This is a genomic window from Blastomonas sp. SL216 (assembly GCA_026625625.1).
GTDB lineage: Bacteria > Pseudomonadota > Alphaproteobacteria > Sphingomonadales > Sphingomonadaceae > Blastomonas.
In genome coordinates, this window is record CP113055.1 from 2,919,302 (window position 1) to 2,941,984 (window position 22,683).

The following is a 22,683-nucleotide window of genomic DNA, read 5'->3' on the forward strand; positions in this document are numbered from 1 at the left end:
GTGCGAGCCGGGTAGGTGCCGCTGGAATCTAGCGATCACTATTTTGAATCCAGAATGGCCGTATTATTTCTAGATTGAACAGGCACTTGCTGGCATCCTACCGGCGTTGGGCACCGGGTGGTAGCGATCTCCCCCTTGGCCGCAACCCATAAAGATTGACGGAGACGACAGGATGCCGCCGTATAGTGGCCAATCGGTTGAGCTTGATCCGAAGCTTACCCCCTCGCAGGACCGTGCCCGCGCGACGTATGAACTGATCATCCAGGCAACGGGAGAATTGCTGCCCGAAGTGGGTATAGAGCGGCTGTCCACCAACATGATTGCCGAACGTGCAGGCCTGACACCGCCTGCGCTTTATCGTTATTTTCCCAATAAATACGCCATACTCAGCGAGATGGGCCGCCGCCTGATTGCTGCGGAAAACGCGCTCGTGATTGCCTGGCTGCAGAGCGAGGAATTTGCGATCGGCAGCAATCTCGAATTCGAGAGGCGGACCTTTTCCGAGTTGCTCGACAAGCTGCGCGACGTCGTCCTGTCGCATCCGGGCGGTGCCTGGGTTTACCGGGCGATGAGCGCGGTGCCGGTGCTGCAGGAGCTGCGCAGGCGCGCCTCGCGCGAGATTATCGACGTCATCTATGACGAGGTGGCAAAGGATTTTCCGAAGATCGACCGCGAACGGGTGCAAGGGGCCGCGCTTCTGACCTCGATCGTCAACAATGCGGTGACCGAAATCATGGCGGACGATTCCCCCACTGCAGACCTGCTGCGGCGCGAGGCTGCCACGATGATGTGCCTCTATTATCGAGATGTTGTGCTCTCGCGCGCGCCGGATGCGTAGAAAATAGCGTATCACAGCTGTGATTTGCGCAGTGCAGCATTGACAGTATACGATTCTTGATTTTAATAGTCCTCGCTAACTTGAGCGGGGCGCAAATGATCCATTCCTACCGGGGCCGACGTGCAGACGGGCACGAGCAGCCCCTATCGATGCGGACGCGCAGAGCGTATCCGCCGCGTTACCCACAACCGGAAACGCAGGTCATCGATATCATCCCTGGCAACGGGCCAAGCTGATGGGCCGAATCACCAGTTCGGAGCGCCGCTCAGCGCTGCGCGGGCGCGGACGCTCGGGTACGCACGCCCTTGCAGAGAGCAAATCCCGCGCTGCAAGCAAGGCCAAGCCGATGGCCGCACCGGCCCCCGAGGCACCTGCAAGCCCACCGCCGGTCCGGCGCAAATGGGTGAAGGCCGCGCGCGCTGTGCTGCGGGCTCGGCGGCAACGCAGCGGCTTCGGCAAGGCCTTGCGCGCTGAAATCCGCGTGGCAAACCGCGCATCGGTCCAGCGCGCGAAAAAGCGGTTGCTGGGGCGACGCCGTCTGCCTGCGGCACGCTGAACAAGACTGAGGCCCGGACCCTCGATCGCTGCGCCCGATCGGGCATGAAGTTGCACCCGGCGGCCCAGGGCTGCTAAACTGCAGCCATGCCTGATGTCGACCTGATCCCGCGCAAGCAGCCGCAACAGACCCGCAGCCGCGAAACGATGCAGCGGGTGCTGGAGGAAGCCGAGCTGCTGCTCGTCGAGCAGGGCGTGGACGGCTTCAACACCAATGTTCTGGCCGAGCGCGCAGGTGTCGGCGTTCGCGCTATCTATCGCTATTTTCCCAACAAATGGGCGATCCTGGTCGAGCTGATCGACCGGTCGAACGCGCGCGAGCGCGACTGGGTCGGCAATCTGCGCCTGCTCAAGGCGGGGGACGACTGGCGCTGCGCGATCGACCGGATGATCGACGGCTTTTACCGGGGCGCCAGCGACAGCCCCAGCTACAGCGTGCTGCGCGCCGCCTGCCAGGTGTCGCCGCAACTGCGTGAGGTGGACGACCGCAATGTCGCATTGTTCGAGAGCGACGTGGCCGAAGCGCTGGCCGCCTTGGGCCTGGCGGTAGACCCGCATCGGCTGGGCATCATCGCCCAGATCGTGATCGAAATATCGGGACGTCTGATCGACCTCGCGCTCAAGGCGGACCATCCGGCCAGCGCCGAACTGCTGATCGGCGAGCTCAAGCGGATGCTGCACGATCTGCTGGCACCGCACCTGCCCGGTTGAACCCGGCGCTGCCGGCGCAGGGGAGCAAGGCTCAGGCCGCTGCCGCAACCGGCTTGGCCGGGCCGCCGATGCGATAGGGGTCGATCCCCGCAGCGCGCAGCCGGGCATGGGCCTGGCGATAGACCAGTGGTTCGCCCAGCCCCATGCGCGCCCGCGCCCGGTCCAACGGCTCGGCCAGCAGCGCGCGGATATCCTGGCGGAAGATCGCCTGCGCCGCCCGGCCACGCCGACGCGCCTCGGCCACCGCGCCGACAAACGGCGCATCGCACCGCAGCCGCAGCGCGAATTCACCAGCTCCTGCCCAGGCGATGATGGTCTCGGTCCAGTCGCGATACTGGCCGCTGGTAAAGCCCAGCACGCACTGCTCGCCCAGCGGGTCGCGGCCATAGCCGGTCAGCACATGCGCCAGATCATGCGTGTCGCGCAGGCGATCGTTGAACCAGTCGAGCTGGTCGGCATGGATCACCTGATCCTGCAGCCTGCTCGCCTCGACCAGCCCGACCGCCGACAGACCTTCGGAGCGCATGAAGCTGACATAGGCATGAGCGACGCTGTGCTGGCCATGGCGAAGCAGCGTGTCATGATCGTCGAGTATGTCCGCAAGCCTCGGCTCGGAGTGCATCCGTGCCCGTCCCTCGGCGCTCAGGCAGAAGCGCTCTGCAATCTGCCGCATGCTGCGGTTGGGCAGGCATTCGGCCATGTGGAAGACCTGTGCTGTATCCTCGGCATCGCGCATCAGCGCGCGGAAGTGGCGCAGGGCGGATAGCGGCTGCATCCGGCGCTGCGGGCGGGAAGGCGCGAGGAAAGGCAGGTCCTGGATCATGGCGGAAGCATCCGATGCAAGCGGGAGTGGTAATAAGGAAAGTAATTGCTTCCATATTGCACGTCAAGGCCCGCAGCCTACGCGGCGTCCAGCACCATCGGGGCGCAGCAGATCGGGCCAGGACCCAGGCCCAGCTTGGCAGAAACGGATAACCGAATTTTTCGCGCTCACGCGGGCCACGCCCGCGCGGCCGATCAGCGCTTGCGGTAGCGGAAGTACCAGACCTCATGACCCTGCGCGCGGGCCTTGGCCTCGTAGCGCGTTTCGGGCCAGCCGCCGGGGCGGGTGAGGAAATCCTTCGGGCGCTCGCACAGCCAGTCGAAGGCGGGGTGGCCATCCATCACCATCATCGCGTGCGCGACATAGATCGGGTGGTCGGTGCCGAAGCGGAATTCGCCGCCGGGCTTCAGCTTGGCGGCGATCAGGTCGACCGGGCCGGAGTTCATCATCCGGCGCTTGGCGTGGCGCGCCTTGGGCCAGGGATCGGGGTGGAGCAGATAGACGAAGCTCAGCGCGCCGTCGGGCACGCGCTCCAGCACGTCGATGGCATTGCCCATATGCAGCCGGACGTTGGGCAGGTGCTGTTCGCGCACATGCTGCAGCGCGCCGACCACGCCGTTGAGAAACGGTTCTGCCCCGATAAAGCCGTGATCGGGCAGCATGTCGGCGCGATAGGCCATATGCTCGCCCGCGCCGAAGCCGATCTCGAAATGCAGCGGGCGATCATCGCCGAACAGGCGGCGCGCGCTGATCTCACCGTCTTCGGGCACGCTGATCTGCGGCAACAGCTTTTCCACCAGCTCCGCCTGGCCCAGGCGCAGCTTGTGATTCTGCTGACGGCCATAAAGCCGCCGCACCGATACGGGGTCTCCGGGTTTGTACGCGGTCATGCGGCAAGCGCCTAGCAAAGCCGCGCCGCGATGCAAGGGCGATGCTGGCGATTGACCCAATCTATCGAGCGCTATCGACGGGTTGAATGGCAAGCATCTTGTCTGGCGCGCATGGCTTATTTACAGTGATGTCAATGACAGACGCTGCCGCCTCCGCTTCGCCCCTTGCTTCCGCCGCTGCCGATGAGGCCGCGCCGATCTGGAAGACGCATTACAACCACCCCTGCGCCTGGGATCAGAAGTTCCCGCCGCTGGCGTTGCCGGAGATGTTCTTCGCCTCCGCCAAGCGCAAGGGGACAGCGCCGCTGCTCGATTTCATGGGCCGCAAATATGGCTATGACGAGGTCGCCAGGGGCGTGGCCCGCGTCGCCAAGGGGCTGCAGGCGATGGGGCTGGGCAAGGGCGACCGGATCGGCCTTTTCCTGCCCAATGTGCCGCATTATGTCGCGGCTTATTATGGCGCGATGGCGGCGGGGGCGACCGTGGTCAATTTCTCGCCGCTCTATACCGTCGATGAACTGGCGCATCAGGTCGAGGACAGCGGAACGACCATATTGTTCACGCTGTCCGCCGCCGCGCTGCTGCCCACCGCGCTCAAGGTGCTCGACAAGTCGAAGCTGGAGCGGCTGGTGGTCGGATCGGTCGCAGGAGGGCTCCCGCCCGTCAAGTCGCTGCTCTTCCGCCTGTTCAAGGGCCAGGAAACAGCAACCGTCCCCAATGACCCGCGCATCACGCGTTTCTCGAAGCTGATCGCCAATGACGGCCAATATGCGCCGGTGCCGATCGATGCGGAGCGCGACATTGCGCTGTTCCAATATACCGGCGGCACCACCGGCACGCCCAAGGGCGCGATGCTGAGCCACCAGAACCTGTCGGCCAATGCGCGCCAAGTCAACGCCATCGACCCGCGCAACAGCAGCGAGCATGACCGTATTCTGGGCGTGCTGCCCTTTTTCCACGTCTTCGCCAATACCTGCGTGCTCAACCGCACCGTGCTGAATGGCGGCGAGATCGTGATGCTGCCGCGCTTCGAGGCGGCGGCGGCGCTGAAGGCGATCACCCGCACCAAGGTGACCGCGCTGCCCGGTGTGCCGACCATGTACCAGGCGCTGCTCGACAATCCGGAAATCGCCAATACCGATTTCGCGTCCTTGCGCGCCTGCATCTCGGGCGGGGCGCCGCTTGCCGCAGAGGTCAAGGCGCGGTTCGAGCATGTTACCGGCGCGAACGTCGTCGAAGGCTATGGCCTGACCGAAAGCAGCGGCGTCGTCTCGACCAACCCCTATGAGGCGCTGAACAAGCCCGGCACGATCGGCCAGCCGCTGCCCGGCACGCTGGTACGGCTGGTCGACAAGGAGGATCCGACCAAGGATGTCGCCCCAGGCGAACCAGGCGAGATCATCTTCGCCGGGCCGCAGGTGATGCGCGGTTACTGGAACCGGCCCGATGCCGATGCCGAGGTGTTCATCGGCGAGTTTCTGCGCACCGGCGATGTCGGCCAGATCGACGAGGATGGCTATATCCGCATCGTCGACCGCATCAAGGACATGATCGCGGTGGGCGGCTTCAAGGTCTTTCCCAGCCAGATCGAGGAAGTGCTGTACCGCCACCCGGCAGTGAAGGAGGCTTTGGTGATCGGCGTGCCCGACAGCTATCGCGGCGAAAGCCCCAAGGCATTCGTGGCATTGCAGGATGATGCACAGGTCGATGGGCCGGCGCTGATGGCCTGGCTCAACCCCCAGATCGGCAAGCACGAACGCGTCATCGCGGTCGATATCCGCGAATCGCTGCCCAAGACGCTGATCGGCAAGCTTGATCGCAAGGCCCTCCGCAAGGCGGAAGGCATCACGGCTTGAGGGGGTGAATCAGGGCGTAGGCGTCGCAGTTAACGCCCCTTGCCAAGCTGTCATGTCAGTGACACACTCCCCCCAAATGCAGGGGTGGGGCCTGCATTGGCAAGGCAGGGGAACGCATATGCCCAATGCACTCGAGAAGCGGTTCGAGGCCGCTCGCTACAACACCACGATCGTCCGGCCGGTGACGCCCGAAAGCGTCTGGGAAAGGCGGATCAGCAACCATGTAGCCTATGCGCTGCTGGTCTATACCGGTCTGCAGATCTTCGTGGTGATGGAGGCGATCCGGGGCGAGGGTGCGTCGATTCTGCCCTATCTGGGCCTGATCGCGCTGGTCGGCATCGTCATTCCGCTTTGCCGCCGCGTCGAACGGCGCTGGCAGGGGCTGGCGCGCAGCGGCGCTTCCGAAGAGACGCTGGCGGCGCGCTTTCGCGGCGACCGGTTGGGCATCTGGCTGTTCGCGATCGGCTTTCCCTTCGGCTTCGTTGCTCTGGTCAAGGGCATTGCCGCGCTCGCCTGACGCTGCTGCCTGAAACTGTCGGCTGAATTGACCATGGCCTGTCAGCGGCCTAAACGCGGCTGATGCAGACCCCCGACCAAGCCAGAGACCTGGCGCACGATCTTGTCGCCCGCGCGATGGCAGCAGGCGCAAGCGCCGCCGACGCCGTCTTTGCCTGCGATGCCTCGACCGATGTGCAGATGCGGCTGGGCGCGCTGGAGGATGTGCAGCGTTCCGAAAGCGCGGCGATCGGCCTGCGCGTGTTCCACGGGAAACAGTCGGCCAGCGTCTCGGGCGCGGATGTCAGCCCCCAGGGTCTGGCCACGCTTGCCGAGCGCGCGGTGGCCATGGCGCGCCTCGCCCCCGAAGATGCCTATGCAGGCCTGGCCCCCGAAGAGCGGCTGATGCGCGGGCTGCTGCCCGATCTCGAACTCGACGATGGCGGTGATCCCGATCCGGCGCGCTTGCGCGAACTGGCGCTCGCCTGCGAAGATGCCGCGCGCGCGGTGGCCGGGGTCACCAACAGCGAGGGCGGATCGGCCAGCGCGGTGCGTTCGGTGATGGCGCTTGCGACCAGCCACGGCTTTTCCGGCAGCTATGGCGGCAGCCGCTATGGCATCGCCGCGAGCGTGCTGGCTGCGCGCGACGGACAGATGGAGCGCGATTCGGCCTCGCACAGCACGCGCTTTCTGGTCGATCTCGAATCGACCGAGGATGTCGGCCGCCGCGCCGGTGAGCGCGCGGTGGAACGGCTGGGCCAGGGCAGGATCGCCAGCGGGCCGATGCCGGTCATTTATGACAAGCGCGCCGGCGGATCGCTGATCGGATCGCTGCTTGGCGCGATCTCTGGCGGGGCGATTGCCCGCAAGACCAGCTTCCTGCTCGACCGGCGCGGCAAGCCGGTGTTCGATTCGATGGTCAGCATCATCGATGATCCGCTGCGCCCGCGCGGCCAGCGCTCGCGCGCCTTTGATGGCGAGGGCCTGCCCACCGCGCCGTGGCGGCTGATCGACCAGGGCGTGCTCACCGGCTGGATGATGGACAGCGCCTCTGCCCGGCAGCTGGGCGAAGCGCCGACCGGCCATGCCGCGCGCGGCATCAGCGGGGCGCCCTCGACCGGGTCGAGCAACGTGCACATGGCAGCGGGAACGCAAAGCCCGCAAGCCCTGATGGCCGATATCCAGACCGGCATCTATGTCACCCAGCTGATCGGCATGGGCGTCAATGGCGTGACCGGCGATTACAGCCGCGGCGCGAGCGGTTTCATCATCCGCGACGGGCAGCTGGCCGAGCCGATCAGCGAAATCACGATTGCCGGCAATCTCAAGGACATGTTTGCTGCGCTCATCCCGGCGGATGACCTGGAATTTCGCTATGGCGTGAATGTGCCGACGCTGCGCATCGACGGCATGGTCGTGGCGAGCAGCTGAGCGATGCGATCTCGCGCCCTGGCTGCTGTCGCGCTGCTGCTGGCGGGCCTGCTCACCGGCTGCGGCGGCTGGCGCGATGAAGGCCGTCCGCCGCGCACCGATGATGCGATCACCATCCCGCCCCAGGCCTCGATCGTTTCGGTGCCGGTGGAGGCGGACCTGGGCAATCTGGCCCGCGCGATGGAGCGGCAAGTGCCGCGCCGCTTGTGGAGCATCGACCAGAAGGACCAGATCTGCGTCGCCAGCGAGAAGCTCGATCTGGGCATTGCCAAGGTCAAGACACCCAAGATCAAGTGCCGAATCGTCGGCGAGGTGACGCGTGGACGGATCGCGGTGGCCGGGTCCGGCCAGCGCATCCGCCTGTCCATCCCGATCACCGCCGTGGTCCGCGCCGAGGATATTGCGGGGCTGCTCAAGCGCGAGACCGCGACCGCGCGGGCGATGGTGCATGCCGATATCCGGCTCGACATCGCGCGCGACTGGACCCCGCGCGGTACGCTCGACCTCAGCTATGCATGGACCACCGAACCGCATATCGAGTTTCTGGGCCAGAAGATCCGCTTTACCCAGGCCGCCGAGCGCGAGCTGGCGCCGGTAGTGGCGAAGCTGGAGCGCGAGCTGCCGGGCCAGCTGGGCCGGCTGGAACTGCGCCGCCAGATCGAAAAGGCCTGGGGCTCGGCCTTCACCTCGGTGGTGCTGAACGAACGCAATCCGGAAGTGTGGATGCGCATCACCCCGCGCGCGCTGCAATATGGCGGGTACGAGATTGCACAGGGGCGGTTGCGGCTGAAGCTGGGGATGCGGGCGCTCACCGAAACCTATGTCGGCCACCGCCCACGCCCGCGCAAGCCGACCAGGCTTCCGCCGATGCAGCCGCTTGAGGCACAGACCGGCGCGCTCAGCTTCTTCCTGCCCGTTTTTGGTGACTATCGTGCGCTGGAGCCGGTGCTGATCGAGGCGCTGCGCAAGCGATCGCGCCGTCCGTTCGTGGTGCCGGGGCTCAACCCGGTCGACGCGACATTCAAGGCGGCCACCATCTATGGCACCACCGGCGGCAGGATCGCGGTCGGCCTGACCTTCAGCGCGCACGAACGCGGCAGCAAGACGCCGACATCGGGCACGGTGTGGATGACAGCCAAGCCGGTCAATGCCGAGGATTCGCGCCGGGTCGGCTTCGACCAGTTGGAGGTCACCGGCACCACCGACATGACCGGCGGCGACCTGATCCTTGAGCTGATCAACGCCCCCGGCGTCGCGCCGATGGTCGCCGATCTGCTGGCGCAGAATTTCGAGCGCGATTATGCCGAACTGCTGGGCAAGATCGACCGCGCGATCGAGACCAAGCGCACCGGCGACCTGATCATCCGGGCCGAGCTCAAGCGCGCTAAGACCGGCCAGCTCCAGGCGGCAGGCGCAGGGCTGTATCTGCCGGTCTGGGCGAGCGGTACCGCAAGCGTCACCATACAGCCCTGATTGGCCAGCGCCGGACCGATACTCAATCCTTCAGCCGCGCGGCATGCCAGCGCAGGTGATCCTCCATGAAGGTGGAGATGAAATAATAGCTGTGGTCATAGCCCGGCTGCAGGCGCAGCGTGAGATCGATGCCCGCCTGTGCACATGCCGCCTCCAGCAGCTGCGGCCTCAGCTGTTCGTCCAGGAAGCTGTCGGCATCGCCCTGATCGACCAGCAGCGCCGGAACGCGCGCGCCATCCTCGATCAGCGCGACGGCATCGTGCTTGCGCCAGGCTGCGCGATCCTCGCCCAGATAACCGGTCAGCGCCTTGACGCCCCAGGGCACCTGCGAAGGCGCGACGATCGGCGCGAAGGCCGAAACCGCGCGGAAACGCTCGGCATGGGTCAGGCCGATCGTCAGCGCACCATGGCCGCCCATCGAATGCCCCATGATCGACTGGCGCGCCATGTCCGCCGGGAAGCAGTCGCCGATGATCTCCGGCAGTTCCTCGGTGATATAGCTCCACATCTTGTAATGCTGCGCGAACGGCTGCTCGGTCGCATCGACATAGAAGCCCGCGCCGAGACCGAAATCATAGGCACCTTCCGGGTCATCCGCCACGCCCTCGCCCCTGGGGCTGGTATCGGGCGCGACCAGGATCAGGCCAAGCTCGGCACAGGCGCGCCTGAAATCGCCCTTTTCGGTGACATTGGCGTGCGTGCAGGTCAGGCCCGACAGGTACCACACCACCGGCAGTTTCGCGCCTTCGGCATGATCGGGCACGAAGACCGAGAAGGTCATGTCGGTGCCGGTCACCTCGGACGCGTGGCGCAGCACCGCCTGTTCGCCGCCAAAGCTCTTGACCGACGAGATCGTTTCCACCGCGACCGGCATCAGAATACCACCACGGAGCGGATCGACTTGCCTGCGTGCATCAGGTCGAACGCGGTATTGATCTCTTCCAGACCCATGACATGCGTGATCATCGGGTCGATCTCGATCTTGCCCTGCATATACATGTCGACGATCTTGGGCACATCGGTGCGGCCCTTGGCCCCGCCGAACGCGGTGCCGCGCCAGTTGCGCCCGGTGACGAGCTGGAACGGACGAGTCGCGATTTCCTTGCCCGCTTCGGCCACGCCGATGATGATCGAGGTGCCCCAGCCGCGATGGCAGGCCTCGAGCGCGGTGCGCATCACGTCCGTGTTGCCGGTCGCGTCAAAGGTATAGTCGGCGCCGCCATCGGTCATTTCGACGATCCTGGCGACCGTGTCCTCGCGGCTCATGCCCCTGGAGTTGAGGAAGTCGGTCATGCCGAACTTGCGGCCCCATTCCTCGCGATCGGGATTGATGTCGACGCCGATGATCTTGTCCGCACCCGCCAGCCGCGCGCCCTGGATGACGTTGAGGCCGATGCCGCCCAGGCCGAAGACCACGACATTGTCGCCGACCTGCACCTTGGCCGTGTTGATCACCGCACCGACGCCGGTGGTGACGCCGCAGCCGATATAGCAGCTCGACTGGAACGGGGCGTCCTCGCGGATCTTTGCCACGGCGATCTCGGGCAGCACGGTGAAGTTCGAAAAGGTCGAGCAGCCCATGTAATGGTAGATCGGCTGGCCCTTGTAGCTGAACCGCGTGGTGCCATCGGGCATCAGGCCCTTGCCCTGCGTGGCGCGGATCGCGGTGCACAGGTTGGTCTTGCCCGAAAGGCAGCTTTTGCACTGGCGGCATTCGGGGGTGTAGAGCGGGATGACATGATCGCCCGGCTTGACCGAGGTCACGCCCGCGCCAACCTCGCGCACGATTCCGGCGCCCTCATGCCCCAGCACGCTGGGGAAAATCCCCTCGCTGTCGAGCCCGTCAAGCGTATAGGCATCGGTATGGCAGATGCCCGTCGCCATGATCTCGACCAGAACCTCGCCTGGCCGGGGACCTTCCAGGTCGAGTTCGACAATCTCCAGCGGTTTCTTGGCTTCAAAGGCAACGGCGGCACGGGTCTTCATGGGTCGCAGACTTTCTCGTTGATGGGGTTGCGCAGCCTCTAGCACCCCAGGCGGCAGCCGTTAAGGCGCAACTTCCATCAGAACCAGGTGCGCATGCCGACCACGAAACTGAGGCTGGTCGGGTCCTCGCCATCGGCGCGCGCGAAATCGGCGCTGTCGCCCAGCTTCGCGCTGTACGACAGGCCGATATAGGGCGCGAACTCGCGGACGATTTCATAGCGCAGGCGCAGGTCGAACTCGGCGTCCGAGAGCCCCGAACCGATTCCGCTGGCGCGCACATCCTGCGCGGCAAAATTAAGCTCGGCGCGCGGCTGCAGGATCAGCCGCTGGGTGATGCGCTGGTCATAGCTGGCGGCGATCCGGGCGAGCAGATCGCCCTTGTCCGAGACAAAGCCATGCGCTTCCAGCTCGAACCAATAGGGGGCAAGCCCTTCCACGCCGAACGCGGCATAGGTACGCGCCCTGGGTTCGATATCCTGGCGCAGACCGGCCTGCAGGTTGAAATAGGGCCCGATCGCGCGGCTGTAGAGCGCCTGGATTTCGGCATCCTCCACCGCGTCGCCAAAGCCGCCTTCGCCCTCGGTCTTGATCACCAGCCGGTTGATATCGCCGCCGAACCAGCCTTCGCCTTCCCACCGATAGCCCTCGCGGCCCTGGCGCACCTGGAGCTCGGCAATATCGACCATGATCTGGCTGAAGCTCGCGCCGCCATGTTCCTTGCGCAAGGCTTCGCGCACCGGCGCCATGGCCTCTGCCCCCCAGATGCGGTCGGCATAATCGGCGCGTGGCGCAGGCGGCGGCGGGGCATTGCCTGCGGGCAGGGCAGTACCCACCGCCTGCGGGTCGGCGGGCGGCGCGGCAGACGGTGTGCAATGCCCCATCGCGGCATGTTCAGGCGGGCAATCGGGGTCGGATGCCGGTACGGGCGCAGGCTCTGGCAGAGGCTCAGGCTCTGACTCCGGCTGGGCCGGCATTTCGCAATGGCCCATCGCCGCATGCTCGGGCGCGCATGCCATTGCCGGTGCGTCCGGCGGCGCCTGATGATGCGCATGCTTGGCGAGCGCCGGTGCGGGCCCCGCGATCAGCAGCGCCAGGGCCGCGCATGACAGCCGGATCACGCCTGTTCCTCGCGCGGACGCACGGTCACCGTCTGCATCATCCCGGCATGCATGTGATAGAGCATATGGCAGTGGAACGCCCAGTCGCCCACGGCATCGGCGGTAAAGTCGAAGGTCGCGGTTCCGCCGGGCTGGACATTGACCGTATGCTTGCGCGGAGCATGGTCGCCATGACCTGTGACCAGTTCGAAAAAATGGCCGTGCAGGTGGATGGGATGGCCCATCATCGTATCGTTGACCAGCTTCACCCGCACCCGCTCGCCCTCGGTGAACGCGATCGGCTCCTTCACCTCCGAGAATTTCTCGCCATCGAACGCCCACATATAGCGTTCCATGTTTCCGGTGAGGTGCAGCTCCAGCACGCGCTCCGGGGCGCGCACATCGGGGTTGCGGGTTTGCGCGACCAGATCGGCATAGACCAGCACGCGGTGCCCGGCATCGGCCAGCCCCTGGCCCGGCTCGCCGGTGCGGTCGACCGGCATCGGCGAGATGGTCTGAACCGTGGGCGTCTTCTTCACGCTGTCGGGGGCGAGCGAGAAATCGCGCATGCTGTGGTCCATGCCGCCCCCATGATCCATCGCTCCATGGTTCATCGCCGCATGGTCCATCGCGCCATGATCGCTGGCAGCATCCGGCGTGCAATGACCCATCGCGGCATGTTCGGGGGCACAGGCCTGGCCAGGCGCGCCATGGTCCATTCCGGCCATCGCGCCACCGCCCATGGCGCCCATGCCCATGTCCTTCATGTCGGCGAGCGGGCGCTTGCGCAACGCCGGGCGCTCGGCGAGCATGCCGATTGCAGGCGCGAGCGTCGCCGCCGCCATGCCCGACCGGTCGACGCTTTCGGCCACCAGCGCATAGGCGCGCGCCTCCTGGGGCACGATCACGACCTCATAGGTTTCGGCCACCGCGATCTGCATCTCGTCGATCTCGACCGGACGCACCGGCAGCCCGTCGGCCTGCACGACGGTCATCGGCAGGCCTGGAATGCGCAGGTTGAAGGTCGTCATCGCCGACGCATTGATGATCCGCAGCCGCACCCGCTCGCCCGGCGCGAACAACGCGGTCCAGTTGTCATCGGGGCCATGGCCGTTGACCAGATAGGTATAGGTGGAGCCGGTGACATCGGCAATATCGGTCGGGTCCATCCGCATCGCGCCCCATGAGGCGCGCTCCTTGCCGCGCTGATTCTCGCCGCGCAGCTGATCGGCGAGCGTCTGCTTCTGGAAGTTGAAATAGCCCCCCATCTGCTTGAGCTTCCTGAAGATCACATGCGGGTGCAGCGGGCTGTAGTCGGACAGCACGATGACATGTTCGCGGTCCGCCTGGACCGGGTCCTCGCCCGCAGGATCGATCACGATCGGGCCATAATGTCCCATCTGTTCCTGCAGCCCCGAATGGCTGTGATACCAATAGGTCCCCGCCTGGCGGATCGGGAATTCATAGGTGAAGGTGCTGCGCGGCCTGATGCCGGGAAAGCTGATGCCGGGCACGCCATCCATGTGAAAGGGCAGGATCAGCCCGTGCCAGTGGATCGAGCTGTCCTCGTCCAGCGCATTTTCGACATGCAGCCGGACATTCTGGCCTTCCTTGAGCCGGATCAGCGGGCCGGGCACGGTGCCGTTGATGCCGATGGCATGGTGGTTGCGGCCATGGATCCGGATCATCTGATGCGCGATCTTCAGGCGGATATCCTCGCCCGACACCTGCGGCAGTGGCTCGGCGAGGCCTGTCGTGCCCGACCGGGCCCAGGCGGGAAAGGCACCGGCCAGCGCAGCCCCGGCCCCGCCGAGACCGGCAGCGCGCAGCAAGGTGCGGCGATCAAGCGACAGATTCATGTGGCGTCCTAGATATTTGCCCCCCGCATTTAGGGGGTTGGACGGTCAAATGCCACTGTCCCCCACAACAAAAGCACCCCTGCCGCTGGCGCTAGGCGATCATCCGCCTATATTGGCGCGAAACAATGGCGCGTGCCGCCATGCAAGCGGACGGGTCGATGCTGCTTAACCTCAGCCATGCCAGTTTCCGGAACGACGATGATGCCGCGCGGCTCAATGCCTTGCGCGCCTATCAGCTGTCGTCCGAAGACAGCGACAATGGTCTTTATACCGGCCTGGTGTCGATCGCGCGCGCGCTGGGCGGCACCGAGACTGCCTTTATCTCGATCATCGAGGAGCAGCGCCAGTGGTTCAAGGCGTCCGAAGGCCTGGCGCTGACCGAAACCCCGCGCTCCATCGCCTTTTGCGACCATGCCATCCGGTCGGACGCGGTGATGGTCGTGCTCGACGCGCTGGCCGATCCGCGCTTTGCCGACAATCCGCTGGTCACCGGCCCGCCGCATATCCGCTTTTATGCCGGAGCGCCGATCATCAATGCCGATGGCTTCGCGCTGGGCACGATCTGCCTGTCGGACAGCACGCCGCGCGCAAGCTTTGATGGTGCGCCGCTGCTTGCCGCACTCGCGAGCCAGGTGGCGGCGCTGCTCGAACTGCGCAAGCAGCTGATTCATCAACAGCTTGCGGCCGATCTGGCCGCCGACCAGCGCGACCGGTTGTGGGATTCGTCGCTCGACATGATGCTGATCACCACGACCGACGGCATATTGGTGGCGGGCAACCCGGCCTGGGAAAAGGCGTTCGGCCCGGTTCCCGCCGACGGCAAGGGCCATATTCGCGACTTTTTCGCGCAGGCACATGAAGCCGAAGTCGTCCAGCTTGCCAGCGGGCAGAGCGATGTGCAGGTCGAGCGCGAAATGCGCGGCCGCGACGGCCAGGCGATCTACGCAAGCTGGAGCCTGGCGCGCGAGGGCGAGCTGGTCTTCGGCATCGCGCGCGACATCACTCGCGCCCGCGCCGCCGAGGCCCAGCTGGCCCAGGTGCAGCGGATGGAATCGATCGGCCAGCTCACCGGCGGCATCGCGCATGATTTCAACAACCTGCTGACCATCATTTCGGGCAATCTGGACATCGCGCAAAAGCGCATCGCCACTGGCCAGGTCGACCGGGCGGAGGCAGCGATCGTCAATGCCCGCGACGGGGCAAGCCGTGCGGCCAACCTGACGCAGCGCCTGCTGGCTTATGCCCGCCGCCAGTCGCTGACCCCGACGCTGATCAAGCCGACCGAGCTGATCCGCGATCTGGGCCCCCTCGCGGCGCAGGCGCTGGACGAACGGCATGCGCTGGCGGTCGAGTGTCCCGACAGCCTGTGGCCGATCACGGTCGACGCCAGCCAGCTGGAGAACGCGCTGCTCAACCTGGTGGTCAATGCGCGCGATGCGATGGAGCAGCCGGGCACGATCACCATCCATGCCGCCAATGCTCTGCGCACCGAAGAGGATATGGGCGACGGCCATGATGCGCCGCCGGGCCGCTATGTCCGCTTCTGCGTCAACGACACCGGTTCGGGCATCCCCGCCGATATTGCCGCGCATATTTTCGAGCCGTTCTTCACCACCAAGGAAATCGGCAAGGGTACCGGGCTGGGGCTGAGCCAGGTCCAGGGCTTTGTCGCGCAATCGGGCGGCTTCGTGACGCTGAAGACCGCGCCGGGCGACGGCACGACGCTGAGCCTGTGGCTGCCGGTGACCGGCGATGTCTATGACGACCTGCCGGGCGGCCGTGCTGCGGGGGATGGCGAAGCCCAGTGCCGGGCGGACTGCACCATCCTGCTGGCCGAGGACAATGCCGCGCTGCGCACGCATGTCAGCGATGTGCTGCAGGAAGCAGGTTTCCGCGTGATCGAGGCCGAGGACGGCCAGTCGGCGCTCGACATGATGCGCGCTGCCGAGCAGCGGCCCGACCTGCTGCTGAGCGACATCACCATGCCCCGGCTCGACGGCAAGGCGCTCGCCGCCGAAGTCCATCAGGCCTGGCCCGAAATCCCGATCGTGCTGATGACCGGCTATGCCGGCGGCGCGCTGGAAAGCTGCCCGCACAATGTGCTGATCACCAAGCCTTTTGCGCCCGATGATCTGGTGGCGCTGGTGCGGCGGACGCTCGCCGCCGCACCCCCATCCTGATCAATCGTTCCTGATCAGCCGACCACGCCGGACGAGGCGAGCAGCGCCAGCGTCAGCAGGTCGCCTGCGGTCGAGGACATCGCGGCGATCTGCACGGGCTTTTCCATGCCGATCAGCATCGGACCGATCATAGCATCGCCGCCCAGTTCGCGCAGCAGCTTGGCCGAAAGATTGGCCGATTGCAGGCCGGGCATGATCAGCACATTGGCCGGGGCCGACAGGCGGCAGAACGGATAATTGGCCATCAGCCGCGGGTTGAGCGCAACGTCGGGCGACATCTCGCCTTCATATTCGAAGGCGACCCCGCGCTGGTCGAGAATGCTCACCGCGTCGCGAATATTGTCCAGCCAGCGCCCCGAGGGGTTGCCGAAATTGGAATAGGACAGGAACGCCACGCGCGGTTCATGCCCCAGACGCCGCGCCACATGCGCGGTATTTTCCGCAATGCACGCCAGCTCCTCGGCATCGGGGCGTTCGTTGACCGTGGTATCGGCCAGGAACACGGTGTGGCTCTTGCCGACCATGACATGGATGCCGAACGGGGTTTCGCCCGGCTTGGGATCGAGCACGCGGCGGATTTCGCGCATCGACTGGCCGAAGGTGCGGGTGATGCCGGTCAGCATCGCATCGGCCTCGCCCAGATGGAGCAGCGCGGAGCCGAAGATGTTGCGGTCCTGGTTGACCATGCGCTTGACGTCGCGCTTGAGGTAACCGCGGCGCTGCAGCCGTTCGTACAGCACGTCGACCATATGCGGCACCAGCGGCGAGTTGGTGCTGTTGTGCACCTCGAACGCCATCGGATCGTCGACCGCCAGTTCCTTCAGCTTGTCGCGCACCCGCTGTTCGCGGCCGACCAGCACCGGCGTGCCATAGCCGCCATCGCGGAACTGGATCGCGGCGCGCAGCACCACCTCTTCCTCGGCCTCGGCAAACACCACGCGCTTGGGATTGGCACGGGCATCGGTATAGACCTGGGTCAGCACCGCCGTGGTCGGGTTGAGCCGGCTCTTGAGCGAATGGCGATAGGCCGCCATGTCCTCGATCGGCTTTTGCGCGACGCCGGTGTCCATCGCCGCCTGCGCCACCGCGCCCGAGACGACCTCCATCAGCCGCGGATCGAACGGCGCGGGGATGATGTAATCGACGCCGAATTTCTGCGTCGCGCCGCCATAGGCCGCCGCCACCTCTTCGGGCACCTGCTCGCGCGCCAGCTCGGCAATGGCCTTGGCCGCCGCGATCTTCATCTCCTCGTTGATCGCCGTCGCGCGCACATCGAGCGCACCGCGGAAGATGAAGGGGAAGCCCAGCACATTGTTGACCTGGTTGGGATAATCCGACCGGCCGGTGGCGATGATCGCATCGGGCCGCGCCGCCTTGGCATCGGGCGGGGTGATTTCGGGGTCCGGGTTGGCCATGGCGAAGATGATCGGCGAAGGCGCCATCTTCATCACCATTTCGGGCTTGAGCGCGCCGGCTGCCGACAGGCCGAGGAAGATATCCGCGCCGTCGAGCGCTTCTTCCAGCGTCCGCCGGTCGGTCTTGGCGGCATGCGCCGACTTCCACTGGTCCAGATCCTCGCGGCCCTGATAGATCACGCCCGAACGATCGCACATCAAGACATTGTCGTGCGGCACGCCCATCGCCTTGATCAGCTCGGTACAGGCGATCGCCGCCGCGCCCGCGCCGTTGACCACCATCTTGACGTCCTTGAGCTCGCGCCCGGTCAGATAGCAGGCGTTGAGCAGACCCGCTGCGGAGATGATCGCGGTGCCATGCTGGTCATCGTGCATGACCGGAATGTTCATCCGCTCCTTCAGCGCCTGTTCGATGATGAAACAGGCAGGGGCACCGATATCTTCCAGGTTGATGCCGCCAAAGCTGGGTTCGAGCAGCTCGACGCATTCGATGAAGCGGTCGACATCCTCGGTATTCACCTCGATATCGATCGAATCCACATCGGCGAAGCGCTTGAACAGCACCGCCTTGCCTTCCATCACCGGCTTGGAGGCAAGTGCCCCCAGATTGCCGAGGCCCAGGATCGCGGTACCGTTGGAGATCACCGCGACCAGATTGCCCTTGGCGGTATAGTCATAAGCGGTGGAAGGATCTTCGGCGATGGCGCGCACCGGCACGGCAACGCCCGGCGAATAGGCCAGGCTCAGGTCGCGCTGGGTCGCCATCGGCTTGGATGCGATGATCTCGATCTTGCCGGGACGACCGGCGGAATGGAAATGCAGCGCCTCGCGCTCGGTGAACTGGACGTTGCTTTTCTCGCTCATCGACAGGCCCTTGTCTGGCGGGCGCAAGCCTGCGTCCGCTGGTTGATCCGATTATGTGCTGCCGCTTGATCCGGCCTGATGGTTTGATGACGCCCCGCTGGGTCTTGCATAGCCGTGACGGTACGGATTGGGCAAGTCCAGTCACCAGGAAATGTTGCGCAGCATGCCGCGTCAGCTGCCCCCATCGCCGCGCAATGCCGCTGCAACAAGGTCAGTTCGCTGGAACAGCAGCATCCGTCCGGTGCCGGGCACGATCTCGGCTTTCGCGCCCGGCCAGAGCGATTGCCAATAGGGCAGCGAATCCGACGCGGAATACATGCTGTCCTCCGCGCCGCACAGGATGGTGATGGCGCTGCCATCGGCGAGCGGCTGCACGGTATCATGCGGTTCCGACCGGGCGATGGCCAGGAAACCCGCGCCGCCCTGCATCGCGCTCTGCTGGGTGGAACGGACATAGGCCGCCAGGATTTCCGGGTCCGCCAGCGTCGCCCGATCCGCTGCCGATCCCCCCACCACCTGCAGCACCAGCCGCTCGACCGTGCGCGCAGAGGCGCGGCGCGACAGATGGGTTGCGAGCGGCGCGACCAGCCCGGGCCGCGAATAGACCAGCCGTTTGACATGGCCGTGCAGGCCGGTGAGCCGCCCGTCGCGCACCGGGGGCGGTTCGGGATTGAGCACCACCGCACGATCGAAGCGATCGGGATATTGCACGGCGAAATGCGCCAGCACCATCGTGCCGCCACGCGCCAGGATGCAGGTGCGCGCAATCCCCAGCGCGTCGAGAATCTCGAGAATGTCGAGCATGTTGTGCGCAAGATAATCGCCCTCGACCATCGAGGTCAGCCCGAAGCCGGGCCGGTCGAGCGTGATCGGCCGGATGCCGCCTGCCTGCAGCGCCGCGATCGCCGTGGCCGGCAGGTGCCGCCCGGTGGTTGCGGTGTGGAGGCAGATCAGCGGAATGCCCTCGCGCGGACCATGATCGGCGAAGGCGATGCGCCCCGGCCGGTCGCGGCGGGGCAACAGGCGCAGCGGCTCTGCCCCGCGCGTCGCCACCGACAGGTCGATATCGGTCGCCTCGGCCAGCGCCGCGACCGCCTGGATATGCCCGACCAGCGTGGTCAGCTGGACCACCGATTGCAGTTCGCATTGCGCGAAGATCGCCTTGAGCTCTGCCTTGACGATATTGACCGACAGGCCCAGCCGCTGCGCGCATTCCTCGCGCGTCAGCCCGCGCGCGATCGTGTCGGCGATGCGCGCCTGGCGTTCGCTCAGGCCGAATATGTCGCATAGCACCGGTTCGATGGCGAGATCGCCGGGCTGCTCGCCGCTTTCGATCTGCAGGCACAAGGCGACGAACTCGCCCTGGCGATGGCACCCCGCCTTGGCCATGGCGGACTTGATCGCATCGCGCCCGGTTTCATAGCCGATGCCCTCCATCCGCGCCGCCTCGCGGACATCGCCGCCGCGCACCAGCGCTTCGGCCATGCTGACTTCGCGCGCCGAGAAGCCGAACAGCCGCGCCGCCGTTGCCAGCCCGCGCGGCTGCAGCGTCGGCGGCAGATGCGCGACCAGCGCATAGTCCGCCACCCCCCGTTCGAGCGCGCGCCGCACCTCTGCTGCCAGCGGCCAGTGGCGCGCCGCGGCCAGCGGGGCGGCGGCGACCGCGATGAACTTGCCCTTGTCCTCGAGCAGGTACGAGACGCTCGCGCGCCCGGCCCTGAGCGCGCCCAGCTCCGCCCGCCCCCGGTTGAGCGGCGCGGCCCAGGCGGCAAAGGCAGGATCGGCGATCAATATGGTGCCATCGGCATCGCAGGCGGCAGAGGCATAGGCGCGCGGATTGACGAAGGCAGGACCTGCAGGGGCACGGCCCGCATCCTGCGTCAGCGCCTCGGCCAGCGCCTCGGGCGCTTCGGCCAGCAATGCGCCAAAGCCTTCGGCATCCTCGTGCAGCATGTCGAGCGGGTTCTGCTCGCCGACTGTCGACCGGAACCGTTCCAGAAAGCGCTGTGCGCGGGACACGGCGGTGCTCCCCTGCCTGAAGCGCGACCCATCGGCACCCGCACTGTGTAGCAAGGCCCGCGCCGAGGCAAGCCCCGGCGCAGCGAGGGGAATCTCAGCTCGGTACGGTCGGCGCAGCGATCGGCTTGGGCGGCGCGACGGTAAGGTCGATCTGCTCGAACCGCTTGGTGCCGCCGCGACGGCGGATCAGCGAATTGATCGGCGTCACGAACGGCGCGGTCAGGGTGAAGCGTTCGACGCGGTAGCGACCCGCCAGATCGTCAATATCCGCCGCAGGGGTATAGCGCCGCTGGGAAATCGCCTTGACCAGCGGCTTGGCCCAGTGGGTCGTTCGGGATCCGCGCAGCACATCGGCGGATTCGACCCGGCCATCGGGCCCGATCGCAAAGCCGATATCCACCCAGTAATAGGGATAGTAATCCGATGACCGGCCGGTATCGACCCCCGTTCGGTCGACCATCGGCATGCCGCCCGGCCCATAAGGTGTCGGCATCGGCGGTGCCCAGACCAGCATCGGCCCCTGCCGCTTCTGTTCCTGGGTCAGCCTGGCAATCAGCGTCTCGACCGCCTCGACATCGCCTTCGCTGGCGGCAAGCCGCATCGCAAGAATCTGCGCTGCGGTGCGCATCGTCGTGGCCTGGGGAAGGTCGCTCGCCTGGATGGCATCCAGCAGGTCCTTGGCTTCCGCACGCTTTTTGCTCCGGTACAGCATGGCCGCGCGGCCGAGATCGGCGCGCATGGCGATCAGCGGCTGATTGGCGTTCGCCGCGTCCTCTGACAGGTCCTTGAGCTGCTGGATGTTGAAGGCCGGACTGTCGAGCTGATACTGCGCCTGGACCAGCCGCATCCGCGCCATCAGCGCATTGCTCGATTGCGGCGCGTGCTGATCAAGCAGCCGGGTGGTTGCCCCGGTCGCGCGCAGCGCCTCGCGCTGGTCGCCATAATGCCAGGCGACGGTTGCCCGCGCCGTGTGCAGCTCGGCCACGGCAAAGGGATCGCTATCGGCCTGTTTCTTGGTGCGCGACACCGCCCGGCCCAGAGCGGCCCGGGCATCGTTGTAATTGCCTTCGCGGAACTCCGCCTCGGCATAGCGCACCGTTGCGATCACATCCTCGCGCACGGTGCATCCGCCCGCCGCGCAGCGTTCGACCGCTGCCTTGAGTTCATCCAGCCTGGCGCCGATGACGACGATCTCGTCCCGCTTGAGCGGTCCGGGGGTTTGCGCTAGCCCGGCAGCAGAGAGCATCAGCAGCGTGGTCGCGGCAAGCAGGCGATGAGCCATTGGTTTACTCCGTCGCAAGAAAGAACCCCCGTGGCGAAGAGTATCATGCGCCTTGCCCACCCGATAGCCGAATAATAGCGCAAGCCGTCACAGAACGGCGGAGAATCAAAGTCAAAATGGAGAGACAAATGCCCCTCGTCCTTACTGATATCGCCGATGGCGTCGCCGTTGTGACGCTAAACCGTCCCGAGGCGATGAATGCGCTGTCGTCCGCGCTGCGCGCTGAACTGGCCGAGGCGATGCTGGCCGTTGCCCGCGACGATGCGGTGCGCGCGGTGGTGCTGACCGGGGCGGGCACACGCGCCTTCACGGCGGGGCTGGACCTCAAGGAACTGGGCGCCAGCACCGACGGTCTGGGCGCGGCCAATGCCACCGATCCGCAGCGCAATCCGGTCAAGGCCGTCGAGCAATGCGCCAAGCCGGTCATCGGCGCGATCAATGGCGTTGCGATCACCGGCGGGTTCGAACTGGCGCTCGCCTGCGACGTGCTGATCGCATCGACCCATGCCCGCTTTGCCGATACCCATGCCCGGGTAGGGATCATGCCCGGCTGGGGCCTGTCGCAGAAGCTGTCGCGGATGATCGGCATTTCGCGCGCCAAGGAGCTGTCGCTGACCGGCAATTTCCTCGACGCCGCCACCGCCGAACGCTGGGGGCTGGTCAACCGCGTGGTGGAACCCGATGCGCTGCTGCCTGCCGCCACCGCACTGGCCCGCGACATGGCGAATATCGACCCTGCCATGGTCGCGGGCTATAAGGCGCTGATCGATCAGGGCTATGCGCTGCCATTCGGTGAGGGACTGGCGCTGGAGGCGGAACGGTCCGCCGCTGCCAATGGTCAGGTCGCGCCGGAAGCGGTCGAACAGGCGCGGCTGGCGGTGATGGCGCGCGGCCGCAGCCAGAGCTGAA

The 22,683-nt window shown here is 66.0% G+C and carries 18 protein-coding genes; 9 read left to right on the top strand and 9 right to left on the bottom strand.

Annotation, left to right across the window (positions count from 1 at the left end; all coding sequences use genetic code 11):
• The first annotated feature begins 172 nt into the window (after nucleotides 1-172).
• From OU999_13760 to OU999_13770, 3 genes are all read left to right on the top strand, one after another.
• Entirely contained in the window at nucleotides 173-838 is a 666-nt protein-coding gene (locus OU999_13760) for a TetR/AcrR family transcriptional regulator (protein ID WAC22804.1), read from the top strand.
• A gap of 235 nt (nucleotides 839-1,073) precedes the next feature.
• A complete protein-coding gene (locus tag OU999_13765; GenBank protein WAC22805.1) occupies nucleotides 1,074-1,394 on the top strand; it encodes a hypothetical protein in 321 nt (106 codons plus the stop codon).
• Between the two features lie 86 nt (nucleotides 1,395-1,480).
• Nucleotides 1,481-2,104: a TetR/AcrR family transcriptional regulator gene (locus OU999_13770; GenBank protein ID WAC22806.1), complete on the top strand. Its 624-nt coding sequence runs from the start codon at nucleotides 1,481-1,483 to the stop codon at nucleotides 2,102-2,104.
• 31 nt (nucleotides 2,105-2,135) lie between these two features.
• On the opposite strand, the gene OU999_13775 is transcribed toward OU999_13770, so the two are convergent.
• Nucleotides 2,136-2,927 carry a Coq4 family protein gene (locus tag OU999_13775; GenBank protein WAC22807.1) on the bottom strand — a complete coding sequence of 264 codons (792 nt, stop codon included), beginning with the start codon at nucleotides 2,925-2,927 and terminating at the stop codon, nucleotides 2,136-2,138.
• A gap of 194 nt (nucleotides 2,928-3,121) precedes the next feature.
• On the bottom strand, nucleotides 3,122-3,817 hold the full coding sequence (locus tag OU999_13780; protein ID WAC22808.1) for a tRNA (guanine(46)-N(7))-methyltransferase TrmB: 696 nt from the start codon (nucleotides 3,815-3,817) through the stop codon (nucleotides 3,122-3,124).
• Between the two features lie 134 nt (nucleotides 3,818-3,951).
• Here OU999_13780 and OU999_13785 point away from each other — a divergent pair, with 134 nt between their 5' ends.
• From OU999_13785 to OU999_13800, 4 genes are all read left to right on the top strand, one after another.
• The gene (locus tag OU999_13785) at nucleotides 3,952-5,673 is read left to right on the top strand and encodes a long-chain fatty acid--CoA ligase (protein ID WAC22809.1); all 1,722 of its coding nucleotides are present in this window, start codon (nucleotides 3,952-3,954) and stop codon (nucleotides 5,671-5,673) included.
• Nucleotides 5,674-5,791: 118 nt separating this feature from the next.
• Nucleotides 5,792-6,190, top strand: coding sequence for a hypothetical protein (locus OU999_13790; protein WAC22810.1), 399 nt, complete (start codon nucleotides 5,792-5,794; stop codon nucleotides 6,188-6,190).
• Nucleotides 6,191-6,252: 62 nt separating this feature from the next.
• Nucleotides 6,253-7,599 carry a TldD/PmbA family protein gene (locus OU999_13795; GenBank protein WAC22811.1) on the top strand — a complete coding sequence of 449 codons (1,347 nt, stop codon included), beginning with the start codon at nucleotides 6,253-6,255 and terminating at the stop codon, nucleotides 7,597-7,599.
• Between the two features lie 3 nt (nucleotides 7,600-7,602).
• Nucleotides 7,603-9,072: a DUF4403 family protein gene (locus OU999_13800; GenBank protein ID WAC22812.1), complete on the top strand. Its 1,470-nt coding sequence runs from the start codon at nucleotides 7,603-7,605 to the stop codon at nucleotides 9,070-9,072.
• A 22-nt stretch (nucleotides 9,073-9,094) separates the two neighbouring features.
• Here OU999_13800 and fghA read toward each other — a convergent pair whose 3' ends face one another.
• From fghA to OU999_13820, 4 genes are all read right to left on the bottom strand, one after another.
• The gene (fghA, locus tag OU999_13805; protein ID WAC25431.1) at nucleotides 9,095-9,934 is read right to left on the bottom strand and encodes an S-formylglutathione hydrolase; all 840 of its coding nucleotides are present in this window, start codon (nucleotides 9,932-9,934) and stop codon (nucleotides 9,095-9,097) included.
• Between the two features lie 11 nt (nucleotides 9,935-9,945).
• Entirely contained in the window at nucleotides 9,946-11,058 is a 1,113-nt protein-coding gene (locus tag OU999_13810) for an S-(hydroxymethyl)glutathione dehydrogenase/class III alcohol dehydrogenase (protein ID WAC22813.1), read from the bottom strand.
• Nucleotides 11,059-11,135: 77 nt separating this feature from the next.
• A complete protein-coding gene (locus OU999_13815) occupies nucleotides 11,136-12,176 on the bottom strand; it encodes a copper resistance protein B (GenBank protein WAC22814.1) in 1,041 nt (346 codons plus the stop codon).
• Nucleotides 12,173-14,014, bottom strand: coding sequence for a copper resistance system multicopper oxidase (locus OU999_13820; protein ID WAC22815.1), 1,842 nt, complete (start codon nucleotides 14,012-14,014; stop codon nucleotides 12,173-12,175). Before OU999_13820 ends, OU999_13815 begins: the two co-directional genes overlap by 4 nt.
• A 158-nt stretch (nucleotides 14,015-14,172) precedes the next feature.
• Here OU999_13820 and OU999_13825 point away from each other — a divergent pair, with 158 nt between their 5' ends.
• The gene (locus OU999_13825; GenBank protein ID WAC22816.1) at nucleotides 14,173-16,194 is read left to right on the top strand and encodes a response regulator; all 2,022 of its coding nucleotides are present in this window, start codon (nucleotides 14,173-14,175) and stop codon (nucleotides 16,192-16,194) included.
• A gap of 14 nt (nucleotides 16,195-16,208) precedes the next feature.
• On the opposite strand, the gene OU999_13830 is transcribed toward OU999_13825, so the two are convergent.
• From OU999_13830 to OU999_13840, 3 genes are all read right to left on the bottom strand, one after another.
• Complete coding sequence (locus OU999_13830) at nucleotides 16,209-18,473, bottom strand: NADP-dependent malic enzyme (protein ID WAC22817.1); 2,265 nt, start codon at nucleotides 18,471-18,473, stop codon at nucleotides 16,209-16,211.
• Between the two features lie 171 nt (nucleotides 18,474-18,644).
• Complete coding sequence (locus OU999_13835) at nucleotides 18,645-20,492, bottom strand: alpha/beta hydrolase (protein ID WAC22818.1); 1,848 nt, start codon at nucleotides 20,490-20,492, stop codon at nucleotides 18,645-18,647.
• Nucleotides 20,493-20,586: 94 nt separating this feature from the next.
• Entirely contained in the window at nucleotides 20,587-21,774 is a 1,188-nt protein-coding gene (locus OU999_13840) for a hypothetical protein (protein ID WAC22819.1), read from the bottom strand.
• A gap of 128 nt (nucleotides 21,775-21,902) precedes the next feature.
• Between OU999_13840 and OU999_13845 the strand changes: the two genes are divergently transcribed.
• A complete protein-coding gene (locus tag OU999_13845) occupies nucleotides 21,903-22,682 on the top strand; it encodes an enoyl-CoA hydratase (GenBank protein ID WAC22820.1) in 780 nt (259 codons plus the stop codon).
• Nucleotide 22,683: the final 1 nt, after the last annotated feature.